The organism is Pseudomonas sp. AL10 (genome assembly GCF_029960685.1).
Taxonomy (GTDB): domain Bacteria; phylum Pseudomonadota; class Gammaproteobacteria; order Pseudomonadales; family Pseudomonadaceae; genus Aquipseudomonas; species Aquipseudomonas lactis.
In genome coordinates this window covers 21,787-39,221 of record NZ_JASBQZ010000035.1, presented here as the reverse complement: position 1 = coordinate 39,221, position 17,435 = coordinate 21,787, and the positions used below count along the sequence as shown (strand labels likewise).

The 17,435-nt window shown below is 58.6% G+C and carries 21 protein-coding genes; 13 read left to right on the top strand and 8 right to left on the bottom strand.

All coding sequences use genetic code 11. The features are described 5' to 3' along the window. Positions 1-205: 205 nt before the first annotated feature. On the top strand, positions 206-1,750 hold the full coding sequence (locus QK296_RS23420; protein WP_282391344.1) for an EAL domain-containing protein: 1,545 nt from the start codon (positions 206-208) through the stop codon (positions 1,748-1,750). Positions 1,751-1,944: 194 nt separating this feature from the next. Continuing rightward, entirely contained in the window at positions 1,945-2,310 is a 366-nt protein-coding gene (locus QK296_RS23415; protein WP_003191298.1) for a histone-like nucleoid-structuring protein, MvaT/MvaU family, read from the top strand. Positions 2,311-2,421: 111 nt separating this feature from the next. Here QK296_RS23415 and QK296_RS23410 read toward each other — a convergent pair whose 3' ends face one another. Continuing rightward, positions 2,422-2,958: a DUF4946 domain-containing protein gene (locus QK296_RS23410; protein ID WP_003191300.1), complete on the bottom strand. Its 537-nt coding sequence runs from the start codon at positions 2,956-2,958 to the stop codon at positions 2,422-2,424. Between the two features lie 179 nt (positions 2,959-3,137). Here QK296_RS23410 and gloA point away from each other — a divergent pair, with 179 nt between their 5' ends. Continuing rightward, the gene (gloA, locus tag QK296_RS23405) at positions 3,138-3,659 is read left to right on the top strand and encodes a lactoylglutathione lyase (RefSeq protein ID WP_003191301.1); all 522 of its coding nucleotides are present in this window, start codon (positions 3,138-3,140) and stop codon (positions 3,657-3,659) included. 110 nt (positions 3,660-3,769) lie between these two features. Here the strand turns inward: gloA and ahpF are convergent, their stop codons facing one another. The 3 genes from ahpF to QK296_RS23390 form a co-directional block, all read right to left on the bottom strand. Next, positions 3,770-5,335: an alkyl hydroperoxide reductase subunit F gene (gene ahpF, locus QK296_RS23400; protein ID WP_034135034.1), complete on the bottom strand. Its 1,566-nt coding sequence runs from the start codon at positions 5,333-5,335 to the stop codon at positions 3,770-3,772. 130 nt (positions 5,336-5,465) lie between these two features. Further along, the gene (ahpC, locus tag QK296_RS23395) at positions 5,466-6,029 is read right to left on the bottom strand and encodes an alkyl hydroperoxide reductase subunit C (RefSeq protein ID WP_003191303.1); all 564 of its coding nucleotides are present in this window, start codon (positions 6,027-6,029) and stop codon (positions 5,466-5,468) included. Between the two features lie 132 nt (positions 6,030-6,161). Then, positions 6,162-7,094 carry a site-specific integrase gene (locus QK296_RS23390; protein WP_003191304.1) on the bottom strand — a complete coding sequence of 311 codons (933 nt, stop codon included), beginning with the start codon at positions 7,092-7,094 and terminating at the stop codon, positions 6,162-6,164. 169 nt (positions 7,095-7,263) lie between these two features. Here QK296_RS23390 and QK296_RS23385 point away from each other — a divergent pair, with 169 nt between their 5' ends. Then, positions 7,264-8,271, top strand: a complete 1,008-nt coding sequence (locus QK296_RS23385) for a DNA-binding protein (RefSeq protein ID WP_003191306.1) — start codon at positions 7,264-7,266, stop codon at positions 8,269-8,271. Here QK296_RS23385 and gorA read toward each other — a convergent pair whose 3' ends face one another. Together gorA and galU are read right to left on the bottom strand one after the other, a co-directional pair. After that, positions 8,272-9,630 (bottom strand): glutathione-disulfide reductase, encoded by a 1,359-nt coding sequence (gene gorA, locus QK296_RS23380; protein ID WP_003191308.1) that lies wholly within the window; start codon positions 9,628-9,630, stop codon positions 8,272-8,274. Positions 9,631-9,735: 105 nt separating this feature from the next. Continuing rightward, positions 9,736-10,575: a UTP--glucose-1-phosphate uridylyltransferase GalU gene (gene galU / locus QK296_RS23375; protein ID WP_003173830.1), complete on the bottom strand. Its 840-nt coding sequence runs from the start codon at positions 10,573-10,575 to the stop codon at positions 9,736-9,738. A 310-nt stretch (positions 10,576-10,885) separates the two neighbouring features. On the opposite strand from galU, the gene QK296_RS23370 reads away from it, so the two are divergent. After that, positions 10,886-11,071: a hypothetical protein gene (locus QK296_RS23370; protein ID WP_003191311.1), complete on the top strand. Its 186-nt coding sequence runs from the start codon at positions 10,886-10,888 to the stop codon at positions 11,069-11,071. A 136-nt stretch (positions 11,072-11,207) separates the two neighbouring features. Then, the gene (locus QK296_RS23365) at positions 11,208-11,489 is read left to right on the top strand and encodes a hypothetical protein (protein ID WP_003191312.1); all 282 of its coding nucleotides are present in this window, start codon (positions 11,208-11,210) and stop codon (positions 11,487-11,489) included. 5 nt (positions 11,490-11,494) lie between these two features. On the opposite strand, the gene QK296_RS23360 is transcribed toward QK296_RS23365, so the two are convergent. Both QK296_RS23360 and QK296_RS23355 read right to left on the bottom strand, forming a co-directional pair. Further along, positions 11,495-11,725 (bottom strand): hypothetical protein, encoded by a 231-nt coding sequence (locus QK296_RS23360; protein WP_003191314.1) that lies wholly within the window; start codon positions 11,723-11,725, stop codon positions 11,495-11,497. Positions 11,726-11,870: 145 nt separating this feature from the next. Next, positions 11,871-12,221 (bottom strand): hypothetical protein, encoded by a 351-nt coding sequence (locus QK296_RS23355; protein WP_003191317.1) that lies wholly within the window; start codon positions 12,219-12,221, stop codon positions 11,871-11,873. 212 nt (positions 12,222-12,433) lie between these two features. Between QK296_RS23355 and QK296_RS23350 the strand changes: the two genes are divergently transcribed. The 7 genes from QK296_RS23350 (at position 12,434) to modB (ending at position 17,430) form a co-directional block, all read left to right on the top strand. Continuing rightward, positions 12,434-12,736: a DUF1883 domain-containing protein gene (locus tag QK296_RS23350; RefSeq protein ID WP_003191319.1), complete on the top strand. Its 303-nt coding sequence runs from the start codon at positions 12,434-12,436 to the stop codon at positions 12,734-12,736. Positions 12,737-12,762: 26 nt separating this feature from the next. After that, positions 12,763-12,930, top strand: a complete 168-nt coding sequence (locus tag QK296_RS23345) for a hypothetical protein (protein ID WP_003191320.1) — start codon at positions 12,763-12,765, stop codon at positions 12,928-12,930. A gap of 3 nt (positions 12,931-12,933) precedes the next feature. Next, on the top strand, positions 12,934-13,599 hold the full coding sequence (gene alkB, locus QK296_RS23340; RefSeq protein WP_282391343.1) for a DNA oxidative demethylase AlkB: 666 nt from the start codon (positions 12,934-12,936) through the stop codon (positions 13,597-13,599). A gap of 75 nt (positions 13,600-13,674) precedes the next feature. After that, the gene (ada, locus tag QK296_RS23335) at positions 13,675-14,748 is read left to right on the top strand and encodes a bifunctional DNA-binding transcriptional regulator/O6-methylguanine-DNA methyltransferase Ada (protein ID WP_003191323.1); all 1,074 of its coding nucleotides are present in this window, start codon (positions 13,675-13,677) and stop codon (positions 14,746-14,748) included. A 71-nt stretch (positions 14,749-14,819) separates the two neighbouring features. Then, on the top strand, positions 14,820-15,884 hold the full coding sequence (locus tag QK296_RS23330; protein ID WP_282391342.1) for a nitronate monooxygenase: 1,065 nt from the start codon (positions 14,820-14,822) through the stop codon (positions 15,882-15,884). Between the two features lie 112 nt (positions 15,885-15,996). After that, on the top strand, positions 15,997-16,749 hold the full coding sequence (modA, locus tag QK296_RS23325) for a molybdate ABC transporter substrate-binding protein (protein ID WP_003191327.1): 753 nt from the start codon (positions 15,997-15,999) through the stop codon (positions 16,747-16,749). Further along, positions 16,750-17,430: a molybdate ABC transporter permease subunit gene (modB, locus tag QK296_RS23320; RefSeq protein WP_034135039.1), complete on the top strand. Its 681-nt coding sequence runs from the start codon at positions 16,750-16,752 to the stop codon at positions 17,428-17,430. Positions 17,431-17,435 lie beyond the last annotated feature (5 nt).

Genomic DNA, 17,435 nt, shown 5'->3' with positions numbered 1-17,435 from the left:
TGGGCTAGCACGGCACTGAGAGAGGCTGGAGGGGTACGGTCCTGAGTCTCTTACTTCTTGCAACGATGTTTATGTTGCCTAGATGAAATCCCCGCCACAACTGACCGAACGGCTAGGTCAACCCGCTCAAAACAACTGAGCAGGCCTGCGTATTGCCATCTATCATCGGCTTATCTCACTCTTTTTCTCACGACTGACCGCCCCTATGCCCCTGACCGTCAAAGGCCCACGAAGCCGAGCCGCACGCTATTTCATCAGTGCAACCAGCGGCGTGTTGCCCATCTTGCTGGGGGTTGTGATTCTGTATTGGCAAGCCGAGCGCACCCTTGAACAAAGCACGGCGCAAACCGCTCAAGAAGCGGTGCGCCAGTTCGACCTGATGCTCGACAACACCGCCATCGCTGCCCAGGCTTTGCTGCCGCTGGCCGGTAAACCGTGTGACAGCGCCGCCAAGTTGGCGCTACGTGAACAAGTCACGCGTCGGCCGTTTGTGCGGGCCACCACGCTGTCCTGGCAGAAAAACATCTATTGCAGCTCGTTGTTTGGCGGTCGCTACCAATCGCCCGTCAACCCCGACGACTACGTGGATGGGCGCCTGTGGTTGATGAAAGGCAACCCCGTCACACCCGATACCGCCCTGCTGGTGTACCGCCTGGTCCAAGGCGATCAAGGCGCGTTTGCCTCGGTTGACGGTTACCACCTCACCAACGCCTTGCGCTTGATCAGCCGTTACGCGTATTTGGTATTGCACGTCGGCCCGAACTGGCTGGGTGCCGACGGCAAAGTGCATCAAGGCGCGTTGCCGACATTTGCCGTGGCGCCACAGCGCCTGGCTTCCGAGCGCTATCAATACAGTGTCGAGGCCGGAATGCCCGAGGGTGAAGTCTGGCGCTATATGCAGGCGCGGTATCCGGCCCTGTTCAGCCTGGTGGTGTTCTTCGGGATATTGGCGGGGCTGCTCGCTCACTGGCTGCAAAAACGTTCGTCAGCGCCAACCCACGAGTTACAACGCGCCTTGGGGGCCAATGAATTCATGCCCTATTTCCAACCGGTGGTACGCGGTGACACCCGCCAATGGGCCGGGTGTGAGGTGCTGATGCGTTGGAAGCATCCCAAAGAAGGGCTGGTGCGCCCGGACCTGTTTATTCCCCTGGCCGAAGACTCCGGCCTGATCGTGCCGATGACCCGTGCCCTGCTGCGCCAGACTGCCGCGCAACTGGCGCCTCATGCCGCGCGCTTCAGCCCAGGCTTTCATATCGGCGTGAATATCACTGCGCGCCATTGCCAGGACATGGCGCTGGTGCAGGACTGCCGGGAATTTCTCGCCGCGTTCCCACCCGGCCAGGTCACCCTGGTGCTGGAGTTGACCGAGCGGGAGTTGATCGAACCCACCGAGACCACCCGCCGCCTGTTCGAGGCGCTGCATCAAATGGGGGTCATGATTGCCATTGATGATTTTGGCACCGGCCACTCCAGCTTGGGCTATTTGCGCAATTTCAATGTCGACTACTTGAAGATCGATCAAAGCTTTGTCGCCATGATCGGTGCGGATGCGCTGTCGCGGCATATTCTGGACAGCATCATAGAGTTATCAGTCAAGCTGGATCTAGGCATTGTTGCCGAAGGCGTAGAAACAGCCCAACAGTGTGAGTACCTCGTGGCCCAGGGCGTGGATTTCCTACAGGGTTACCTGTTTGGCCGACCATTACCCTGCGATGAATTCATTAAATCGTTGGGCATCGTGGAATAGCCTTGCGCGGCCTATGATGAAAGATTGGTCTTTCTTTAAAAGACATGATTTACTCAGGATGAATTAACTACTACAATTTTTTCTGCCTGTGCAGAACTCGCAGAAGGGTCTTTTTCGTTGACGTGGCTTAACGTTCTTGGCTTATAGCTTTGTCTGCAGTTGATATCAGCAACTACATTATTGGAGTACAGATTTTGTCCAGACTCGCCGAATTTCGCGCAGCAGAAAAAGCCCTTCAAGAGCAGCTTGCACAGCTGGAATCCTTGAAGAACGACGCTGGCCTGAAGAAAGAAATCGAATTCGAAGAAAAGCTCAAGACGCTGATGGGCAAATACGACAAGAGCCTGCGTGATGTGATCGCTATCCTCGATCCCGCGCCACGCAAAGGCGGTGCACCGGCCGCCGCCGCGCCTAAACAGCGCCGCGCACGGGTGGTCAAGGTTTACCACAACCCGCACACCGGCGAACTGATCGAGACCAAAGGTGGCAACCACCGCGGCCTCAAAGCCTGGAAAGAAGAGTACGGCGCTGCCACTGTAGACTCCTGGCTTCGCGGCTGAAACATGTACTAAAAAATAGCCCCGCATACGCGGGGCTTTTTTTGCTCTAACGGTTCGGAATCGAACTTAACTCAGCGTTCATATTGTTCAAATTCGCTCAGCTTGAGCGGGTCAAAGTTTCAGACTGTTACGCACCAAACTGACTTCCTCCTTGCTCGCCTCGTACGCTTGCGCCTGGCCGGCGTATGAAAAAACATAGGCTTTGTCGACATCCAGCGCACCGACTAATGTTTGCGACAATACGTGTCGACCGTTCTCGGTAATCACGCAGGTAGTTTCCAGCGCGTCAAGCCGACTCAATGTCGTGGGGTGCATTTTGCTGCACACGCTTTGATAACCGCCACGGGCAAAGTCTTTCTGGATGGACTTGCGCATCTCCAGCAACACGCCAGCAAGATTAACTTTATGGCCGGCCTCAATTGGCGTTCCGGTCAACTCCATGACCATCAACGTGGCGCCATTTTCATCATTCTTGATCGCTCGCTGCCGGGACACTGCTAGGGGTTTGGCAGGCGGCTCGCCGTCAGGCACGACTTCTTCGACCTGCCAACCGCTGGGCCAATGGACCTGCGGCTCGGCGGCCAGCACAAACGGGCTGCCCAACAACACGCACATAGCACTCAACAGCGGCCTACGAAACTCGATCATTGCGAAAAACACCCAAGGTTCCAGCGGCAAAGTGTGCGGCCCGGCGCGCGCTGACCGCAAGGGCCTGGCGCGCTTTTTCATTTGGCGCAGCCGGTGCGCCTTGCGTATCATGGCCCGTCTGCATGGAGGCAGACCGCAAGCCAATGGACCGCTCATCTCACATTTTTTCTGGAGGGCCCATGAGCCTGCACGAATTGAACACCTTCCCGGGCGTCACCGCCCAACCCGACAACGCCACGGCGAACTTCGTGTTCAACCACACCATGTTGCGGGTCAAGGACATCACCAAGTCGCTGGACTTCTACACGCGCATCCTGGGTTTCTCCCTGGTCGAGAAACGTGACTTCCCGGAAGCCGAATTCAGCCTGTACTTCCTGGCCCTGGTGGACAAGGCCCAGATCCCGGCCGACGCCGCCGAGCGTACCCAGTGGATGAAGTCGATTCCGGGCATCCTCGAACTGACCCACAACCACGGCACCGAAAACGATGCCGACTTTGCCTACCACAACGGCAACACCGACCCACGTGGCTTTGGCCATATCTGTATCTCGGTGCCGGACATTGTCGCGGCGTGCGAACGCTTCGAAGCCTTGGGCTGTGATTTCCAGAAGCGCCTGACGGATGGCCGCATGAAGAGCCTCGCGTTCATCAAGGACCCGGATGCTTATTGGGTCGAGATCATTCAGCCGGCGCCGATGTAATAAGCACTGCGTGACGCGGAGCGTCACCGGATGCATTCCCACGCGGAGCGTGGGAACGAGAAAAACCCCATGATCGCTCATGGGGTTTTTCATTTTCAGCTCAGGATGATTTACGCCGGAGCAGAGGTACGGATCAGGTGATCGAACGCGCTCAACGAAGCCTTGGCGCCCTCGCCTACTGCAATCACGATCTGCTTGTACGGCACGGTGGTGACGTCACCGGCGGCGAACACGCCAGGCAGTGAAGTCTCGCCACGGGCATCGACAATGATCTCGCCGCGCGGCGACAGCTCTACGGTGCCTTTGAGCCAGTCAGTGTTGGGCAGCAAGCCAATCTGCACAAAGATGCCTTCCAGGTCGATGGTCTTGAACTCACCAGTGTCGCGGTCCTTGTAGGCAAGGCCGGTGACTTTCTGGCCATCGCCTTTGACTTCACTGGTCAATGCGCTGGTGATCACATCCACGTTCGGCAGGCTGTAGAGCTTGCGTTGCAACACGGCATCGGCGCGCAGCTTGCTGTCGAACTCAAGCAAGGTGACATGGCTGACGATACCGGCTAGGTCAATGGCCGCTTCCACGCCGGAGTTACCGCCGCCGATCACCGCCACACGCTTGCCCTTGAACAACGGGCCATCGCAGTGCGGGCAGAAGCACACGCCACGGGCTTTGTATTCCTGCTCGCCGGGCACTCCCATTTCTCTCCAGCGGGCGCCAGTGGCCAGGATCACGGTCTTGGACTTGAGTGTGGCACCGCTTTCGAAGCGAATTTCGTGCAGCTCACCGGCATTTTTTGCCGGTACCAGGCGGCTGGCGCGTTGCAGGTTCATGATGTCCACGTCGTACTGACGCACATGGGCTTCCAGTGCGCTGGCCAGTTTCGGCCCTTCGGTTTCCTGTACCGAGATAAAGTTCTCGATGGACATGGTGTCCAGCACCTGGCCACCAAAGCGTTCAGCCGCCACACCAGTACGAATACCTTTACGTGCTGCGTAGATGGCAGCCGAAGACCCGGCCGGGCCACCGCCCACCACCAGGACGTCGAAGGCGTCCTTGGCGCTGATTTTCTCTGCGGCTTTCTCGATACCGCTAGTGTCGAGCTTGGCGAGGATCTCTTCGAGGCCCATGCGGCCCTGGCCAAAGTTGACCCCGTTCAAGTAGACGCTCGGCACCGCCATGATCTGGCGCTCATCGACTTCGGCCTGGAACAACGCACCGTCAATCGCGACGTGGCGGATGTTCGGGTTGAGCACGGCCATCAGGTTCAACGCCTGGACTACGTCCGGGCAGTTCTGGCAGGACAGCGAGAAGTAAGTCTCGAAGCTGAACTCGCCTTTGAGGGCACGGATCTGTTCAATCACCTCGACACTGGCCTTCGACGGGTGGCCACCGACTTGCAGCAGGGCCAGCACCAGCGAAGTGAATTCATGGCCCATGGGGATGCCGGCGAAACGCAGGTTGATATCGGCACCCGGGCGGTTGATGGAGAACGATGGCTTGCGCGCATCATTGCCATCGGTGTTCAGGGTAATCAGCGTGGAGAGGCTGGTTACGTCCTGCAAAAGAGCAAGCATTTCCTGGGATTTCGCACCGTCGTCGAGGGAGGCGACGATCTCGATCGGCTGGGTGACCCGTTCCAGGTATGACTTCAACTGAGCTTTAAGATTGGCGTCCAACATACGGGCGATTTCCTGTTCATTCGGTTTATTGCAGACAAAAAAACGCCCGAGCGAATCTCGCCCGGGCGTTTTGAGGGCGGATGCAGCTTACTTAAGTGCGGATACCCGCCCTTGATACGCGTTCACAGACTTAGATCTTGCCGACCAGGTCCAGAGACGGCGCCAGAGTGGCCTCGCCTTCTTTCCATTTGGCTGGGCAGACTTCACCTGGGTGGGCAGCAACGTACTGAGCGGCCTTGATCTTGCGCAGCAGCTCGGAAGCGTCACGGCCTACACCACCGTCGTTCAGCTCAACGATCTTGATTTGACCTTCTGGGTTGATCACGAAGGTGCCGCGGTCTGCCAGGCCAGCTTCTTCGATCAGCACGTCGAAGTTGCGGGAGATGGTCAGGGTTGGGTCGCCGATCATGGTGTACTGGATTTTGCCAATGGCTGGCGAAGTGTTGTGCCAGGCAGCGTGGGCAAAGTGGGTGTCGGTGGAAACGCTGTAGATTTCGACGCCCAGCTTCTGGAATTCGGCGTAGTTGTCAGCCAGGTCTTCCAGTTCGGTTGGGCAAACGAAGGTGAAGTCGGCTGGGTAGAAGAATACAACCGACCACTTGCCTTTCAGGTCAGCGTCGGTCACATCGACGAAGCTGCCGTTTTTGAAAGCGGTAGCTTTAAACGGTTTTACTTGGCTGTTGATGATAGGCATCGTTGACTCTCCGTCAGGGGTTAAGAAGTTGATGAGTGAATCCTACCGGCTCTTTCGGTCGATGGCTCATTGGCAAACCTGATGCTGGCGATTGGTTTTCTCTATCAGGTAACTGTATTAATAGAAGAAATCTCAAATCAGTGGTTGGGTTGCCAGGGTCATGCCTAGAAACGGCGTCGCTTCAACATAGCGCATCGCAGATTTCATGTCGTTCCAACCGACGTAACTCATCAGCGACTTCAAATCCCAGCCACTGCGATGCGCCCAAGTGGCAAAGCCCCGCCGCAGCGAGTGGCTGGTGTATTGCTCGGCGGGGATGCCTGCGCGCTCAAGGGCCTGGCGCAGTAGCGGGATCACACTGTTGGGGTGCAAGCCCTCCTCGCCCAGGTTGCCCCAGCGGTCAATGCCACGGAATACCGGCCCGCGCACCAAAGCCGAGGCGCTGAGCCACTCGCTATAAGCCTGCACCGGGCACAGCCGCAACAGCGCCGGGGTCTGGTAGGTCTTGCCGAGGTTATCGCGGTCACTTTTGCTGCGCGGCAAGTACAGACTGATGCCTGCGCCGGGCACGGCTTGCACATGCTCGATGCTTAACCGGCACAGTTCATCACTGCGAAAGCCGCGCCAGAAGCCCAGCAGAATCAGCGCAGCATCGCGCTTGGCCCGCAGCAAGCGCGGTTGGTCGTGATGCTCGCTGGCCTGTTTGGCTTCAATGTCCAGGGCGGCGATCACCTGTTCCAAATGCTGGAGCTGCAAAGGCTCGGCCTGTCGCTCTCGCGCCGGGTGCACGGCGCGGATGCCCTTGAGCACTTTGCGTACCACTGGCGCCTTCGTCGGGTCGGCAAACCCTTGGCTGGTATGCCATTGCGCAAGTGCCGAGAGCCGCAGCTTCAAGGTATTGACCGCCAACACTCCGGCATGCGCCACCAAGTAACGCGCCACGCTGTCACTGGTGGCCGGCAGGAACCCTCCCCAACTGACTTCGAAATGCTCGATGGCTGCGCGGTAGCTGCGGCGCGTGTTGTCACGGGTGGCGGCGTTGAGATATCGGTCCAGGTCGCTCATAGGCGTCTTTTCGTACTGCTGACAGATGGATGGCGGAGGAAAACACAGATGACACGGGATAATACGCCAATATCCCATCTGTTAAATCTTGAATTTAAACGAGTTTTTAATCATGATATGGTATGTATCTACATACCATGTACCACAGTACTAAATCGACGGAGACCCCATGGCTCGTGGCGGCATAAACAAAGCAGTAGTGCAGACGGCACGCCTGGCGATCCTCGCCCGCGGCGAAAACCCCAGCATCGATGCAGTGCGTATCGAAATGGGGAATACCGGCTCGAAAACCACGATTCATCGCTATTTGAAAGAGCTGGACGAAAGCGAATCACGACAAACCATCACTCAGGCGCCAATTGACGATGAGCTTGGCGAACTGGTCGCACGCCTGGCGCAACGCCTGAAAGAGAAGGCCCAAGAGCCGATCGACCTGGCCCTGGCGCAATTCGAGCAACGCAAAGCCGCCCTGCTCGCCCAGGTAGAAACCCTGGAAGAGGCGCACACCCAGCTCAAACAGCAATTTGATATCCAGGCCGCGGCCCTGGCCGAAGAAAGCGCGGCGCTGCAAACCGCCAGCACCAGCTTGCAGACCGAGCAAACCCGTAACGCCGGGCTGAGCCAGGCATGCAGCGACTACGAGCTAAGGCTCAACGACAAGGACGAGCAGATTCGCTCACTGGAAGAAAAACACCTGCACGCCCGTGATGCGCTTGAGCATTACCGCACTGCCATCAAGGAGCAGCGCGAGCAGGAACAGCGTCGCCATGAAGGCCAGTTGCAGCAAGTTCAGGCCGAATTGCGCCAGGCACAGCAAAGCGCGCTGGTGCGCCAGGATGAGATCACCCAGTTGCATCGCGATAACGAGCGTCTGCTGAGTGAGCAGCGAGCGACCGCCAAGGAATTGAATGCGCTGCAGGAGCAAACTCGTCAGGACCAGGCGCTACAGCTGAAACTCAAGGAACAACTCAGCCAGATCGACAGCGAACGCGCCCTGCTCCAGGAACGCCTGCGCGTGGCCGTGCAGGACAGCCAATCACGCCAAGCTGCGCTACTGGAACATCAGCAGCACAACAAAGCGCTTGAGCTGGACCTGATCAAGGCCCAGGCAAGCATCGAAGCGCTGCGCCTGGCGGCCGTCGTTGCAACGGCGCCAGAAGCAGCAGAGCCAACCTGATCAGTCCGCCACGGGCGTGCGCATGGTGACGAATTCTTCCGCCGCCGTAGGATGCACGCCGATGGTTTCGTCGAAATGCTGCTTAGTCGCGCCCGCCTTGAGCGCGATCGCCAGCCCTTGCACGATTTCACCCGCATCCGGGCCGACCATGTGGCAACCCAGCACTTTGTCGGTGTCGGCGTCGACCACCAGCTTCATCAGGGTCTTTTCCTGGCAATCGGTGAGGGTCAGCTTCATCGGCCGGAAACGGCTTTCAAAGATCTGCACGTTGTGGCCGTGCTTGCGTGCATCCTCTTCCGTCAGACCGACTGTGCCGATATTTGGCAGGCTGAACACCGCCGTCGCGATATTGGCGTAATCCACCGGGCGGTATTGCTCGGGCTTGAACAACCGCCGCGCCACGGCCATGCCTTCAGCCAGGGCCACCGGCGTCAGCTGCACACGACCAATCACATCGCCAATCGCCAGGATCGACGGCTCGGCGGTCTGGTAGAGATCATCCACCGCGACGAAACCGCGCTCGTCCAGTTTGACCCCGGTGTTTTCCAGGCCCAGGTTATCCAGCATTGGGCGGCGGCCGGTGGCGTAGAACACACAATCGGCTTCCAGCACGCGACCATCCTTCAACGTGGCCTTGAGGCTGCCGTCGGCTTGCTTATCGATGCGCTCGATGTCGGCATTGAACTGCAAGTCCAGGCCGCGCTTGGTCAGCTCTTCTTGCAGATGCTTGCGCACCGAGCCATCAAAGCCGCGCAAGAACAAGTCGCCGCGATACAGCAATGAGGTTTGTGCACCCAAGCCGTGGAAGATGCCGGCGAACTCGACGGCGATATAACCACCGCCCACTACCAGCACGCGCTTAGGTAGCTCTTTGAGGAAGAATGCCTCATTGGAACCAATGGCGTGCTCGCGCCCTGGAATCTCAGGGATCTGCGGCCAGCCGCCGGTGGCGATCAGGATGTGCTTCGCAGTGAAGCGCTCACCGTTAATCTCCACCTGGTGGGCATCAACCAGGCGTGCATGCCCTTCATGCAGGGTCACGCCGCTGTTGACCAACAGGTTGCGATAGATGCCATTGAGGCGGTTGATCTCGCGATCCTTGTTGGCGATCAAGGTCGCCCAATCAAAGTTCGCCTCGCCCAGGGACCAGCCAAAGCCACTGGCCTGCTCAAAATCCTCGGCAAAATGCGCGCCATACACCAACAGCTTCTTTGGCACACAGCCGACGTTCACGCAGGTGCCACCCAGGTAGCGGCTCTCCGCCACGGCCACCTTGGCGCCAAAGCCAGCGGCAAAGCGCGCCGCGCGAACACCGCCAGAACCGGCGCCAATTACATACAGGTCAAAATCGTAGGCCATTTCACTCTCCTCGGCAGGACACCAGCATACCGACTTACATGGGGCTGAAAAACGAAAAAGCCACCCGAGGGTGGCTTTCGCTTAAAACGTACCGGCAAGCGTGAATCAGTAAGCCTTGCCCGTCTTGTAGAAATGCTCGTAGCAGAAGTTGGTCGCTTCGATGTAACCCTCAGCACCGCCGCAGTCGAAACGTTGGCCCTTGAACTTGTAGGCAATCACGCAACCGTCTTTGGCTTGCTTGAGCAGAGCGTCGGTGATCTGGATCTCGCCGCCCTTGCCTGGCTCGGTCTCTTCGATCAGCTTGAAGATGTCCGGGGTAAGGATATAACGACCGATGATCGCCAGGTTCGACGGTGCATCTTCCGGTGCTGGCTTCTCGACCATGTCGCGTACACGGATCAGGCCATCGCCAATATCATCACCGGCGATAACACCGTACTTATTGGTTTCGGTTGGGTTGACTTCCATCACCGCAACGATGGTGCAACGGTATTTCTGGTAGAGCTTGACCATCTGGGTCAGCACACCGTCGCCTTCCAGGTTGACGCACAAGTCATCCGCCAGGACCACGGCGAACGGTTCGTCACCGATCAGCGGGCGGCCGGTAAGGATGGCGTGGCCAAGGCCTTTCATTTGAGTCTGACGGGTGTAGGAGAACGAGCACTCGTCGAGCAATTTACGGATACCGACCAGGTATTTTTCCTTGTCGGTGCCCTTGATCTGGTTTTCCAGCTCATAGCTGATGTCGAAGTGGTCTTCCAGCGCGCGCTTACCACGACCCGTGACGATGGAGATCTCGTTCAAACCGGCATCCAGAGCCTCTTCCACACCGTACTGAATCAGTGGCTTGTTCACCACTGGCAGCATTTCTTTGGGCATGGCTTTGGTCGCTGGCAAGAAGCGAGTGCCGTAACCGGCTGCTGGGAACAAGCATTTCTTGATCATATGAGTCCTTACAAAGGGCTGTGCGTACGGAATTCGGCGCAGTCTAATCAGGCCGCAGTCACCTTACAATGGGTCCTGCTGGCGTTGCGATGTCATCATAGAGAAAAAATGTCGGCGTAAGTTCCGCTGATCCTGCAAAGGGTGTCACCAACGGTCAGTCAGCACCCGACTTGGCCCCTTGTTTAAAAGGGCTGCAATGGTTTTAGCACGCTTTTGCCCCTCTGGCACTGACCCGCAACAACTTGCGCCCTGCCCCGGCATTTGGCGCTATCATGGGCGCCTTGAACCAAGACCACGAGATTGCCAACAGATGTCAGAACCCAAAGGTGTAAACGGCTACCTGATCACGAAGCGAGCAGATGGCTGGCACTTGATCAATTTTCACGGCGACAGCGTTGCCGGTGTATTCGAAACCGAGAGCATGGCGATTGCCGTCGCTGAAGTGTTTGTGGATGAGGCGGGCCATGCATCGAGCAAGCGGCCGAAAACCAAGTAAGCCTCATGTGTTGCGCAAGAAGCCCCGTGAAAGGGGCTTTTTTGTTTGTCTGTACCTAGATGGCCGTTCGCTATAACCTTCGACAACGCCACGACAGTGTCAGCGCGCCCTTCCAATACCTCGATGACGAACCTCTATGAAAAAGATCCTGGCACTGACCGCAGTACTGGCACTCGCCGGCTGCACTACCGCTTCCGACACCTTGCTGAAAAATGGCGAACAAGGCTTGACCATCGACTGCTCGGGCGAGGCCAATTCATGGGCCAGTTGCTACGAGAAAGCGGACGCATCCTGCGCGGGCACCGGTTACCGCATCGTCGGCACTAACGGAACGCCGGCGCTCAAGGAGAGCGACAAGACCTTGGGCCAGGACGTGGGCAACTTCAAAGGCCGCAGCGTGGTGGTGGTCTGCAAGTAAGCCTGCTACAGGTGCACTTCAGCAAACTTGATCCCCAGGCCACGCAGGGTTTCGATCAGGTCATCCAGGCGCGCAAATGATTCGACCTCATCCTGCTCGTCCACCAGGAAGTAGCTGCGCCCGCCGCTCTTCTTGAAAAAAACGATCCACTCGCCCAAGTCGGCGGGGTTCTGGATGACATGGGTGGCTGAAATCTGGCCTTCAGCATGGCGGGCTTTGACGTGTTCTCGTTTCATAACGGGCTTTCCAGAAAAACAAATGCCGCTCAAACCCAGGGTTTGAGCGGCATCTTTGTAGTGAATGCCCGACAGTTTAACGGATGCAGGCCGTCCCTGCAGGGTGATGGCTTTTTTTATCGGGTTTGAGGGATGAGCCTGTGGCTCAACCGGAAATGCACTCTTCCCCTGCCTTCTTCACGTCGCCCGGGCGGATGGGCACATTGGACATGCTTTCATAAAGCTTGATGCTGCTACCGCTGGAGCGGTCTTCAATTTCAAAGATTGCCGAGGGGTCTGCCGAGAATTTCTGCGGCACGATCACCTGAATACCGTCTTTATGGGGCTCGATCTGCGGCGGCCGACGGGTCGCCTCCAATTTGCGCACCACACACGCCGCATATTCCTGCGGTTTCTTCCCTGAGATGACCACCAATGTTGGCGGGGTCTGCTTGATATCTGCAACCGAAGCACACCCACCTATTGCCAAGGCCAGCACCAACACACTCCACTTCATACAAAAACCTCCGATAAAGACCCTACGACAGCGGGGATGGTAATTTTCTCCCACCAACGTAGGATTTATCTGTGATAACTCGGTAAATAACTGTTTTAAATTGTCGAAGTCGTCGACGACGGCCCGATAATAAACGCGCTGGGGCTGATAAACTCCATCTTAACCTACGTATCGTTCTGATTTTTCAGAAAAAGCCCTTCTGGAGAGACCCCATGAAATTCATCCACCAGCGTGAGCACCTCAACGAGGGAGACATTGTCGTCATCGAATGCTCGCAGACCTGCAATATTCGCCTGATGAGTGATGCGAACTTTCGCAGTTTCAAAAACGGCGGCCGCCATACCTACCACGGCGGCGCATTTGATAAATTCCCGGCCAAGATCACCGCACCGAGCACCGGCTTCTGGAACATCACCCTGGATGTGGTGACCCGTCGCGCCATCAGCGTGACCCGCAAGCCTGCGTTGTCCCACAAGATCCGTATCGTTCGTCGTACCAGCAGCAAGCTGAGCTGACCCGAACACCTGACAGGAAAAAAGCTGTGACCACCACAACCAAATACGTCATCAAGTACAAGCTCAACGGCGAACGCCGCTTTGAATTCGCCCAGTTGCATAGCAACAGCGTCGATGAAGCCAAGCAAGCCTTGGCGAAAATTCATGATGCCAGCGACGAAATCACCGACATCAATGTGAGCAAGGCGCTGTAAGCCATGCCGGGCCCTACCGCCGATTTGTTTGCCGATGATGCCTTGCAACAGCCTGCCGGGCGCGAGCAAATTGGCGAAGAATCCTACGTACTGAAGGGCTATGCCCTGCCCTGGATCGAGCGGTTATTGCCTGAACTGCGGCGTGTCCTGGCTCAATCACCGTTTCGGCAGATGGTCACCCCCGGCGGCTTTACCATGTCGGCGGCGCTGAGCAGTTGCGGCGAGCTGGGCTGGACCACCGACGCCCGTGGCTATCGCTACAGCCCACTCGACCCGCGCAGCCAGCAACCCTGGCCCGTCATGCCCGCCACATTGCGCCAGCTGGCGGTGGCAGCGGCTACCGAGGCCGGTTTCAGCGGTTTTCAACCCGATGCCTGCCTGATCAACCGTTACGTACCGGGGGCGAAAATGTCCCTGCACCAGGACAAGAATGAGCGCAGCTACAGCGCGCCCGTGGTCTCGGTGTCCCTGGGGCTGCCGGCGGCTTTCCTGTTCGGTGGCCATTCGCGCAGCGACAAAACCCAAAAGGTTTCGCTGTTTCATGGTGATGTGGTGGTGTGGGGCGGCGTTGATCGCCTGCGCTTTCATGGCGTGATGCCAATCAAGGACGGCGTGCATTCGGTCATGGGCCCGCAGCGCATCAACCTGACCTTTCGCACCGCTGGGTAATTTGACCGCAAGCTTCGGAGTGTCGGGCGCGAGCGGCGGGCTTAATCTGCTCCGGAACCGTCAAGAGTGCAGGCCATGAACAACGAACACGATCCGCGCTGGGCTGCGATTATTGCCCGTGATGCCAAGGCTGACGCGCTATTTGTCTACGGCGTGAAAACCACCGGCGTGTATTGCCGCCCCAGCAGCGCCTCGCGCTTACCGCGCCCGGAAAATATCGAGTTCTTCGACACGCCGGCGCAGGCCGAGGCCGCCGGTTATCGCCCGAGTAAACGCGCTGCCGGCGACCAGACCCAGTTGGCCGCTCACCATGGGCAACTGGTGGCCGAGGCCTGCCGGCAAATCGAACAAGCCCAAACCCCGCCTAGCCTGGACATGCTCGCCCAATGCGCCGGGTTGAGTCCGTTTCACTTCCACCGCGTATTCAAAGCCAACACCGGGTTGACCCCAAAGGGTTACGCCAGCGCCCTGCGTTCGCGCAGAGTGCGCGACGGCCTCAAGGGCCAGCATTCGGTGACGGACACCCTGTACGACGCGGGCTTTAATTCCAATAGCCGCTTTTATGAAGCCGCCGACCAAGTGCTCGGCATGAAACCCCGAGACTACAAAGGCGGCGGCGCCAATAACACCATCCGCTTTGCCGTTGGCCAATGCTCGCTGGGGGCGATTCTGGTGGCGCAAAGCCAACGTGGCGTGTGTGCGATTTTACTGGGCGATGATCCGGACAAACTGGTGCGCGACCTGCAAGACCAGTTTCCCAAGGCTGAGTTGATCGGCGCGGATCAGGGTTTCGAACAACTGGTGGCCCACGTCGTCGGCTTTGTCGAAGCCCCTGCCGTGGGCCTGGATTTGCCCTTGGACCTGCGCGGCACGGCCTTTCAGGAGCGGGTGTGGCAGGCGTTGCGCGAAATCCCTGCGGGCAGCACCGCCAGCTATGCGCAGATTGCCGAGCGTATCGGTGCACCCTCCTCCTTTCGCGCCGTGGCCCAGGCTTGCGGTGCCAACCACCTGGCGGTGGCGATTCCCTGTCATCGCGTGGTGCGCAGCAATGGCGAGCTGTCGGGCTACCGCTGGGGCGTAGAGCGCAAGCGCCAGTTACTCGAGCGTGAAACCCAGCCCCACAAAACGCCGCTTCCGTCCAGTGAATAAAACAGACTGGCCGGGTGCTGATTGCCCTGCTAAAACAGCGAAAAGCCCTACTAACGCTGGAGAAGCACCCCATGAGCACCTGGCCAGACACCCGCATCCTTGACCTGTTGGGCATTGAGGTGCCGATTATCCAGGCGCCGATGGCTGGCGCGACGACCACCGCCATGGTCATCGCCGCCCAGCAAGCCGGTGCCCTGGGCTCCATGCCTGCGGCGGCGCTGAGCCAGGAGCAACTGCGCGAGGCCTTGGCCCTCATTCGCCAGGCCAGTCATGCGCCGCTAAACGTCAACTTCTTCTGCCATCAACCGCCCGATGTCGATGACGCGCGGGACCAGGCTTGGAAGGCCTTGCTGCAACCTTACTACCATGAACTGGGCGCCGACTTCGATGCGCCAACGCCGGTATCCAACCGCGCGCCGTTCAACGAAGCAGCCTGCCAAGTGGTAGAAGAGTTTCGGCCAGAAGTAGTGAGTTTTCACTTTGGCTTGCCAGAGAAGTCCTTACTCGACCGGGTAAAAGCCACCGGTGCCAAGGTGCTGTCATCGGCCACCACCGTCGAGGAAGCCGTGTGGCTGGAACAGCACGGCTGCGACGCGATTATTGCCATGGGTATTGAAGCCGGAGGGCATCGTGGCCTGTTCCTCAGCGATGACCTCAACAGCCAGATCGGCTTGATGGCGCTGCTGCCGCAGATTGTCGACGCGGTCAGCGTGCCGGTGATTGCTGCGGGCGGAATCGGCGATGCGCGTGGCATCGTTGCGGCCTTTGCCCTCGGCGCTTCGGCCGTGCAGATCGGCACGGCCTACCTGTTCACGCCCGAAGCCACTGTAAGCGCCTCCCATCACCATGCGCTGCGCCATGCCCAGGCCAGCGAAACCGCGCTGACCAACCTGTTTACCGGCCGCCCGGCGCGGGGCATCGTCAACCGGGTGATGCGTGAACTCGGCGCCATCAACCCGGCGGCCCCGGCGTTCCCCAAAGCCGGAGGCGCATTGATGCCGCTCAAGGCCAAGGATGAGGCCGGTTTCAGCAACCTGTGGGCAGGCCAGGCCCTGGGGCTGGGCAAAGACCTGTCCACCTACGACCTGACCCGCCAATTAGCCGAGCACAGCTTGAGCAAACTCACCCGCGGCTGATTTGAGCAGCAACTTGGCACTGTACCGGCAATGGCCAACCGCTATATATTCCCATACATAGCGGTAAGCCCTCTTTCCTGCACCCTGCCGTACACCTTCAAGGAGTTGCCTCATGATGACCCGCGTTTCGCGCCTGGCCCCCCTGCTTGCCGCCTTTGCCTTGGGTACGGCCCATGCCGATGAAGTTCAGGTGGCCGTGGCCGCCAACTTCACCGCCCCGATCCAGGCGATTGCCGCCGACTTCGAGAAAGACACCGGCCATAAACTGGTCGCGGCTTACGGTGCCACGGGGCAGTTCTACACCCAGATCAAAAATGGCGCGCCTTTTGAAGTGTTCCTCAGCGCCGATGACACCACCGCGCAAAAACTCGAAAGCGAAGGCGCTACCGTCAAGGGCTCACGCTTTACCTACGCGGTCGGTACCCTGGCGCTGTGGTCGGCCAAAGAAGGCTATGTGGATGCCAAGGGCGAGGTGCTAAAGAAAAATGAGTTCAAGCATTTGTCCATCGCCAATCCCAAGGCTGCACCCTACGGCTTAGCCGCCACCCAGGTGCTGGCCAGAGAAGGCTTGACTGACAAGGTCAAGGACAGGCTCGTCGAAGGCCAGAACATCACCCAGGCTTATCAGTTTGTTTCCACCGGCAACGCCGAGTTGGGCTTTGTCGCCCTCTCGCAGATCTACAAGGACGGCAAAGTCACCAGCGGTTCGGCGTGGATTGTTCCGGCCTCCCTGCATGACCCGATCAAACAGGACGCCGTGATCCTCAACAAGGGCAAGGACAGCGCCGCCGCCAAGGCCCTGGTGGACTACCTCAAAGGCCCGAAAGCCGCTGCCGTTATCAAATCCTACGGTTACGAGCTGTAAATGCCCCTGTCGAGTGCTGATTTTTCTGCGATCTGGTTGACCCTAAAACTGGCCTCGCTGACCACTCTGATCCTGTTGATCATCGGCACACCGATCGCCCTGTGGCTGTCGCGCACCCGTTCCAAGTGGCGCGGGCCCATTGGAGCAGTGGTCGCACTGCCGTTGGTGTTGCCGCCAACGGTCATCGGTTTTTACTTGCTGTTGGCCATGGGGCCCAACGGCTACGTCGGCCAGTTCACCCAGTGGCTGGGCCTGGGCACCCTCACCTTCAGCTTCGCCGGGCTGGTGATCGGCTCGGTGATCTACTCCATGCCCTTCGTGGTGCAGCCGTTGCAGAACGCGTTTTCGGCCATCGGCACGCGCCCGCTGGAAGTGGCCGCGACCTTGCGCGCCAACCCGTGGGACACGTTTTTCACGGTGATCCTGCCGCTGGCACGCCCTGGGTTTATCACCGCCTCGATCCTGGGCTTTGCCCATACCGTCGGTGAGTTCGGCGTGGTACTGATGATCGGCGGCAATATCCCGGACAAGACCCGTGTCGTCTCAGTGCAGATCTACGACCATGTCGAATCCATGGAATATGCCCAGGCCCATTGGCTGGCCGGGGCCATGGTGGTGTTCGCGTTTCTCGTGCTGCTGGCGCTCTATTCCAGCCGCAAAACCAAGATGGGCTGGAGCTGATCGCC

Excerpts from the sequence above, each read along its gene's own strand:
- QK296_RS23420 (WP_282391344.1), top strand. The coding sequence starts at position 206 with ATGCCCCTGACCGTCAAAGGCCCACGAAGCCGAGCCGCACGCTATTTC.
- QK296_RS23410 (WP_003191300.1), bottom strand. The coding sequence starts at position 2,958 with ATGATCGAGTTTCGTAGGCCGCTGTTGAGTGCTATGTGCGTGTTGTTG.
- gloA (WP_003191301.1), top strand. The coding sequence starts at position 3,138 with ATGAGCCTGCACGAATTGAACACCTTCCCGGGCGTCACCGCCCAACCC.
- ahpF (WP_034135034.1), bottom strand. The coding sequence starts at position 5,335 with ATGTTGGACGCCAATCTTAAAGCTCAGTTGAAGTCATACCTGGAACGG.
- ahpC (WP_003191303.1), bottom strand. The coding sequence starts at position 6,029 with ATGCCTATCATCAACAGCCAAGTAAAACCGTTTAAAGCTACCGCTTTC.
- QK296_RS23390 (WP_003191304.1), bottom strand. The coding sequence starts at position 7,094 with ATGAGCGACCTGGACCGATATCTCAACGCCGCCACCCGTGACAACACG.
- QK296_RS23385 (WP_003191306.1), top strand. The coding sequence starts at position 7,264 with ATGGCTCGTGGCGGCATAAACAAAGCAGTAGTGCAGACGGCACGCCTG.
- gorA (WP_003191308.1), bottom strand. The coding sequence starts at position 9,630 with ATGGCCTACGATTTTGACCTGTATGTAATTGGCGCCGGTTCTGGCGGT.
- galU (WP_003173830.1), bottom strand. The coding sequence starts at position 10,575 with ATGATCAAGAAATGCTTGTTCCCAGCAGCCGGTTACGGCACTCGCTTC.
- QK296_RS23370 (WP_003191311.1), top strand. The coding sequence starts at position 10,886 with ATGTCAGAACCCAAAGGTGTAAACGGCTACCTGATCACGAAGCGAGCA.
- QK296_RS23365 (WP_003191312.1), top strand. The coding sequence starts at position 11,208 with ATGAAAAAGATCCTGGCACTGACCGCAGTACTGGCACTCGCCGGCTGC.
- QK296_RS23360 (WP_003191314.1), bottom strand. The coding sequence starts at position 11,725 with ATGAAACGAGAACACGTCAAAGCCCGCCATGCTGAAGGCCAGATTTCA.
- QK296_RS23355 (WP_003191317.1), bottom strand. The coding sequence starts at position 12,221 with ATGAAGTGGAGTGTGTTGGTGCTGGCCTTGGCAATAGGTGGGTGTGCT.
- QK296_RS23350 (WP_003191319.1), top strand. The coding sequence starts at position 12,434 with ATGAAATTCATCCACCAGCGTGAGCACCTCAACGAGGGAGACATTGTC.
- alkB (WP_282391343.1), top strand. The coding sequence starts at position 12,934 with ATGCCGGGCCCTACCGCCGATTTGTTTGCCGATGATGCCTTGCAACAG.
- ada (WP_003191323.1), top strand. The coding sequence starts at position 13,675 with ATGAACAACGAACACGATCCGCGCTGGGCTGCGATTATTGCCCGTGAT.
- QK296_RS23330 (WP_282391342.1), top strand. The coding sequence starts at position 14,820 with ATGAGCACCTGGCCAGACACCCGCATCCTTGACCTGTTGGGCATTGAG.
- modA (WP_003191327.1), top strand. The coding sequence starts at position 15,997 with ATGATGACCCGCGTTTCGCGCCTGGCCCCCCTGCTTGCCGCCTTTGCC.
- modB (WP_034135039.1), top strand. The coding sequence starts at position 16,750 with ATGCCCCTGTCGAGTGCTGATTTTTCTGCGATCTGGTTGACCCTAAAA.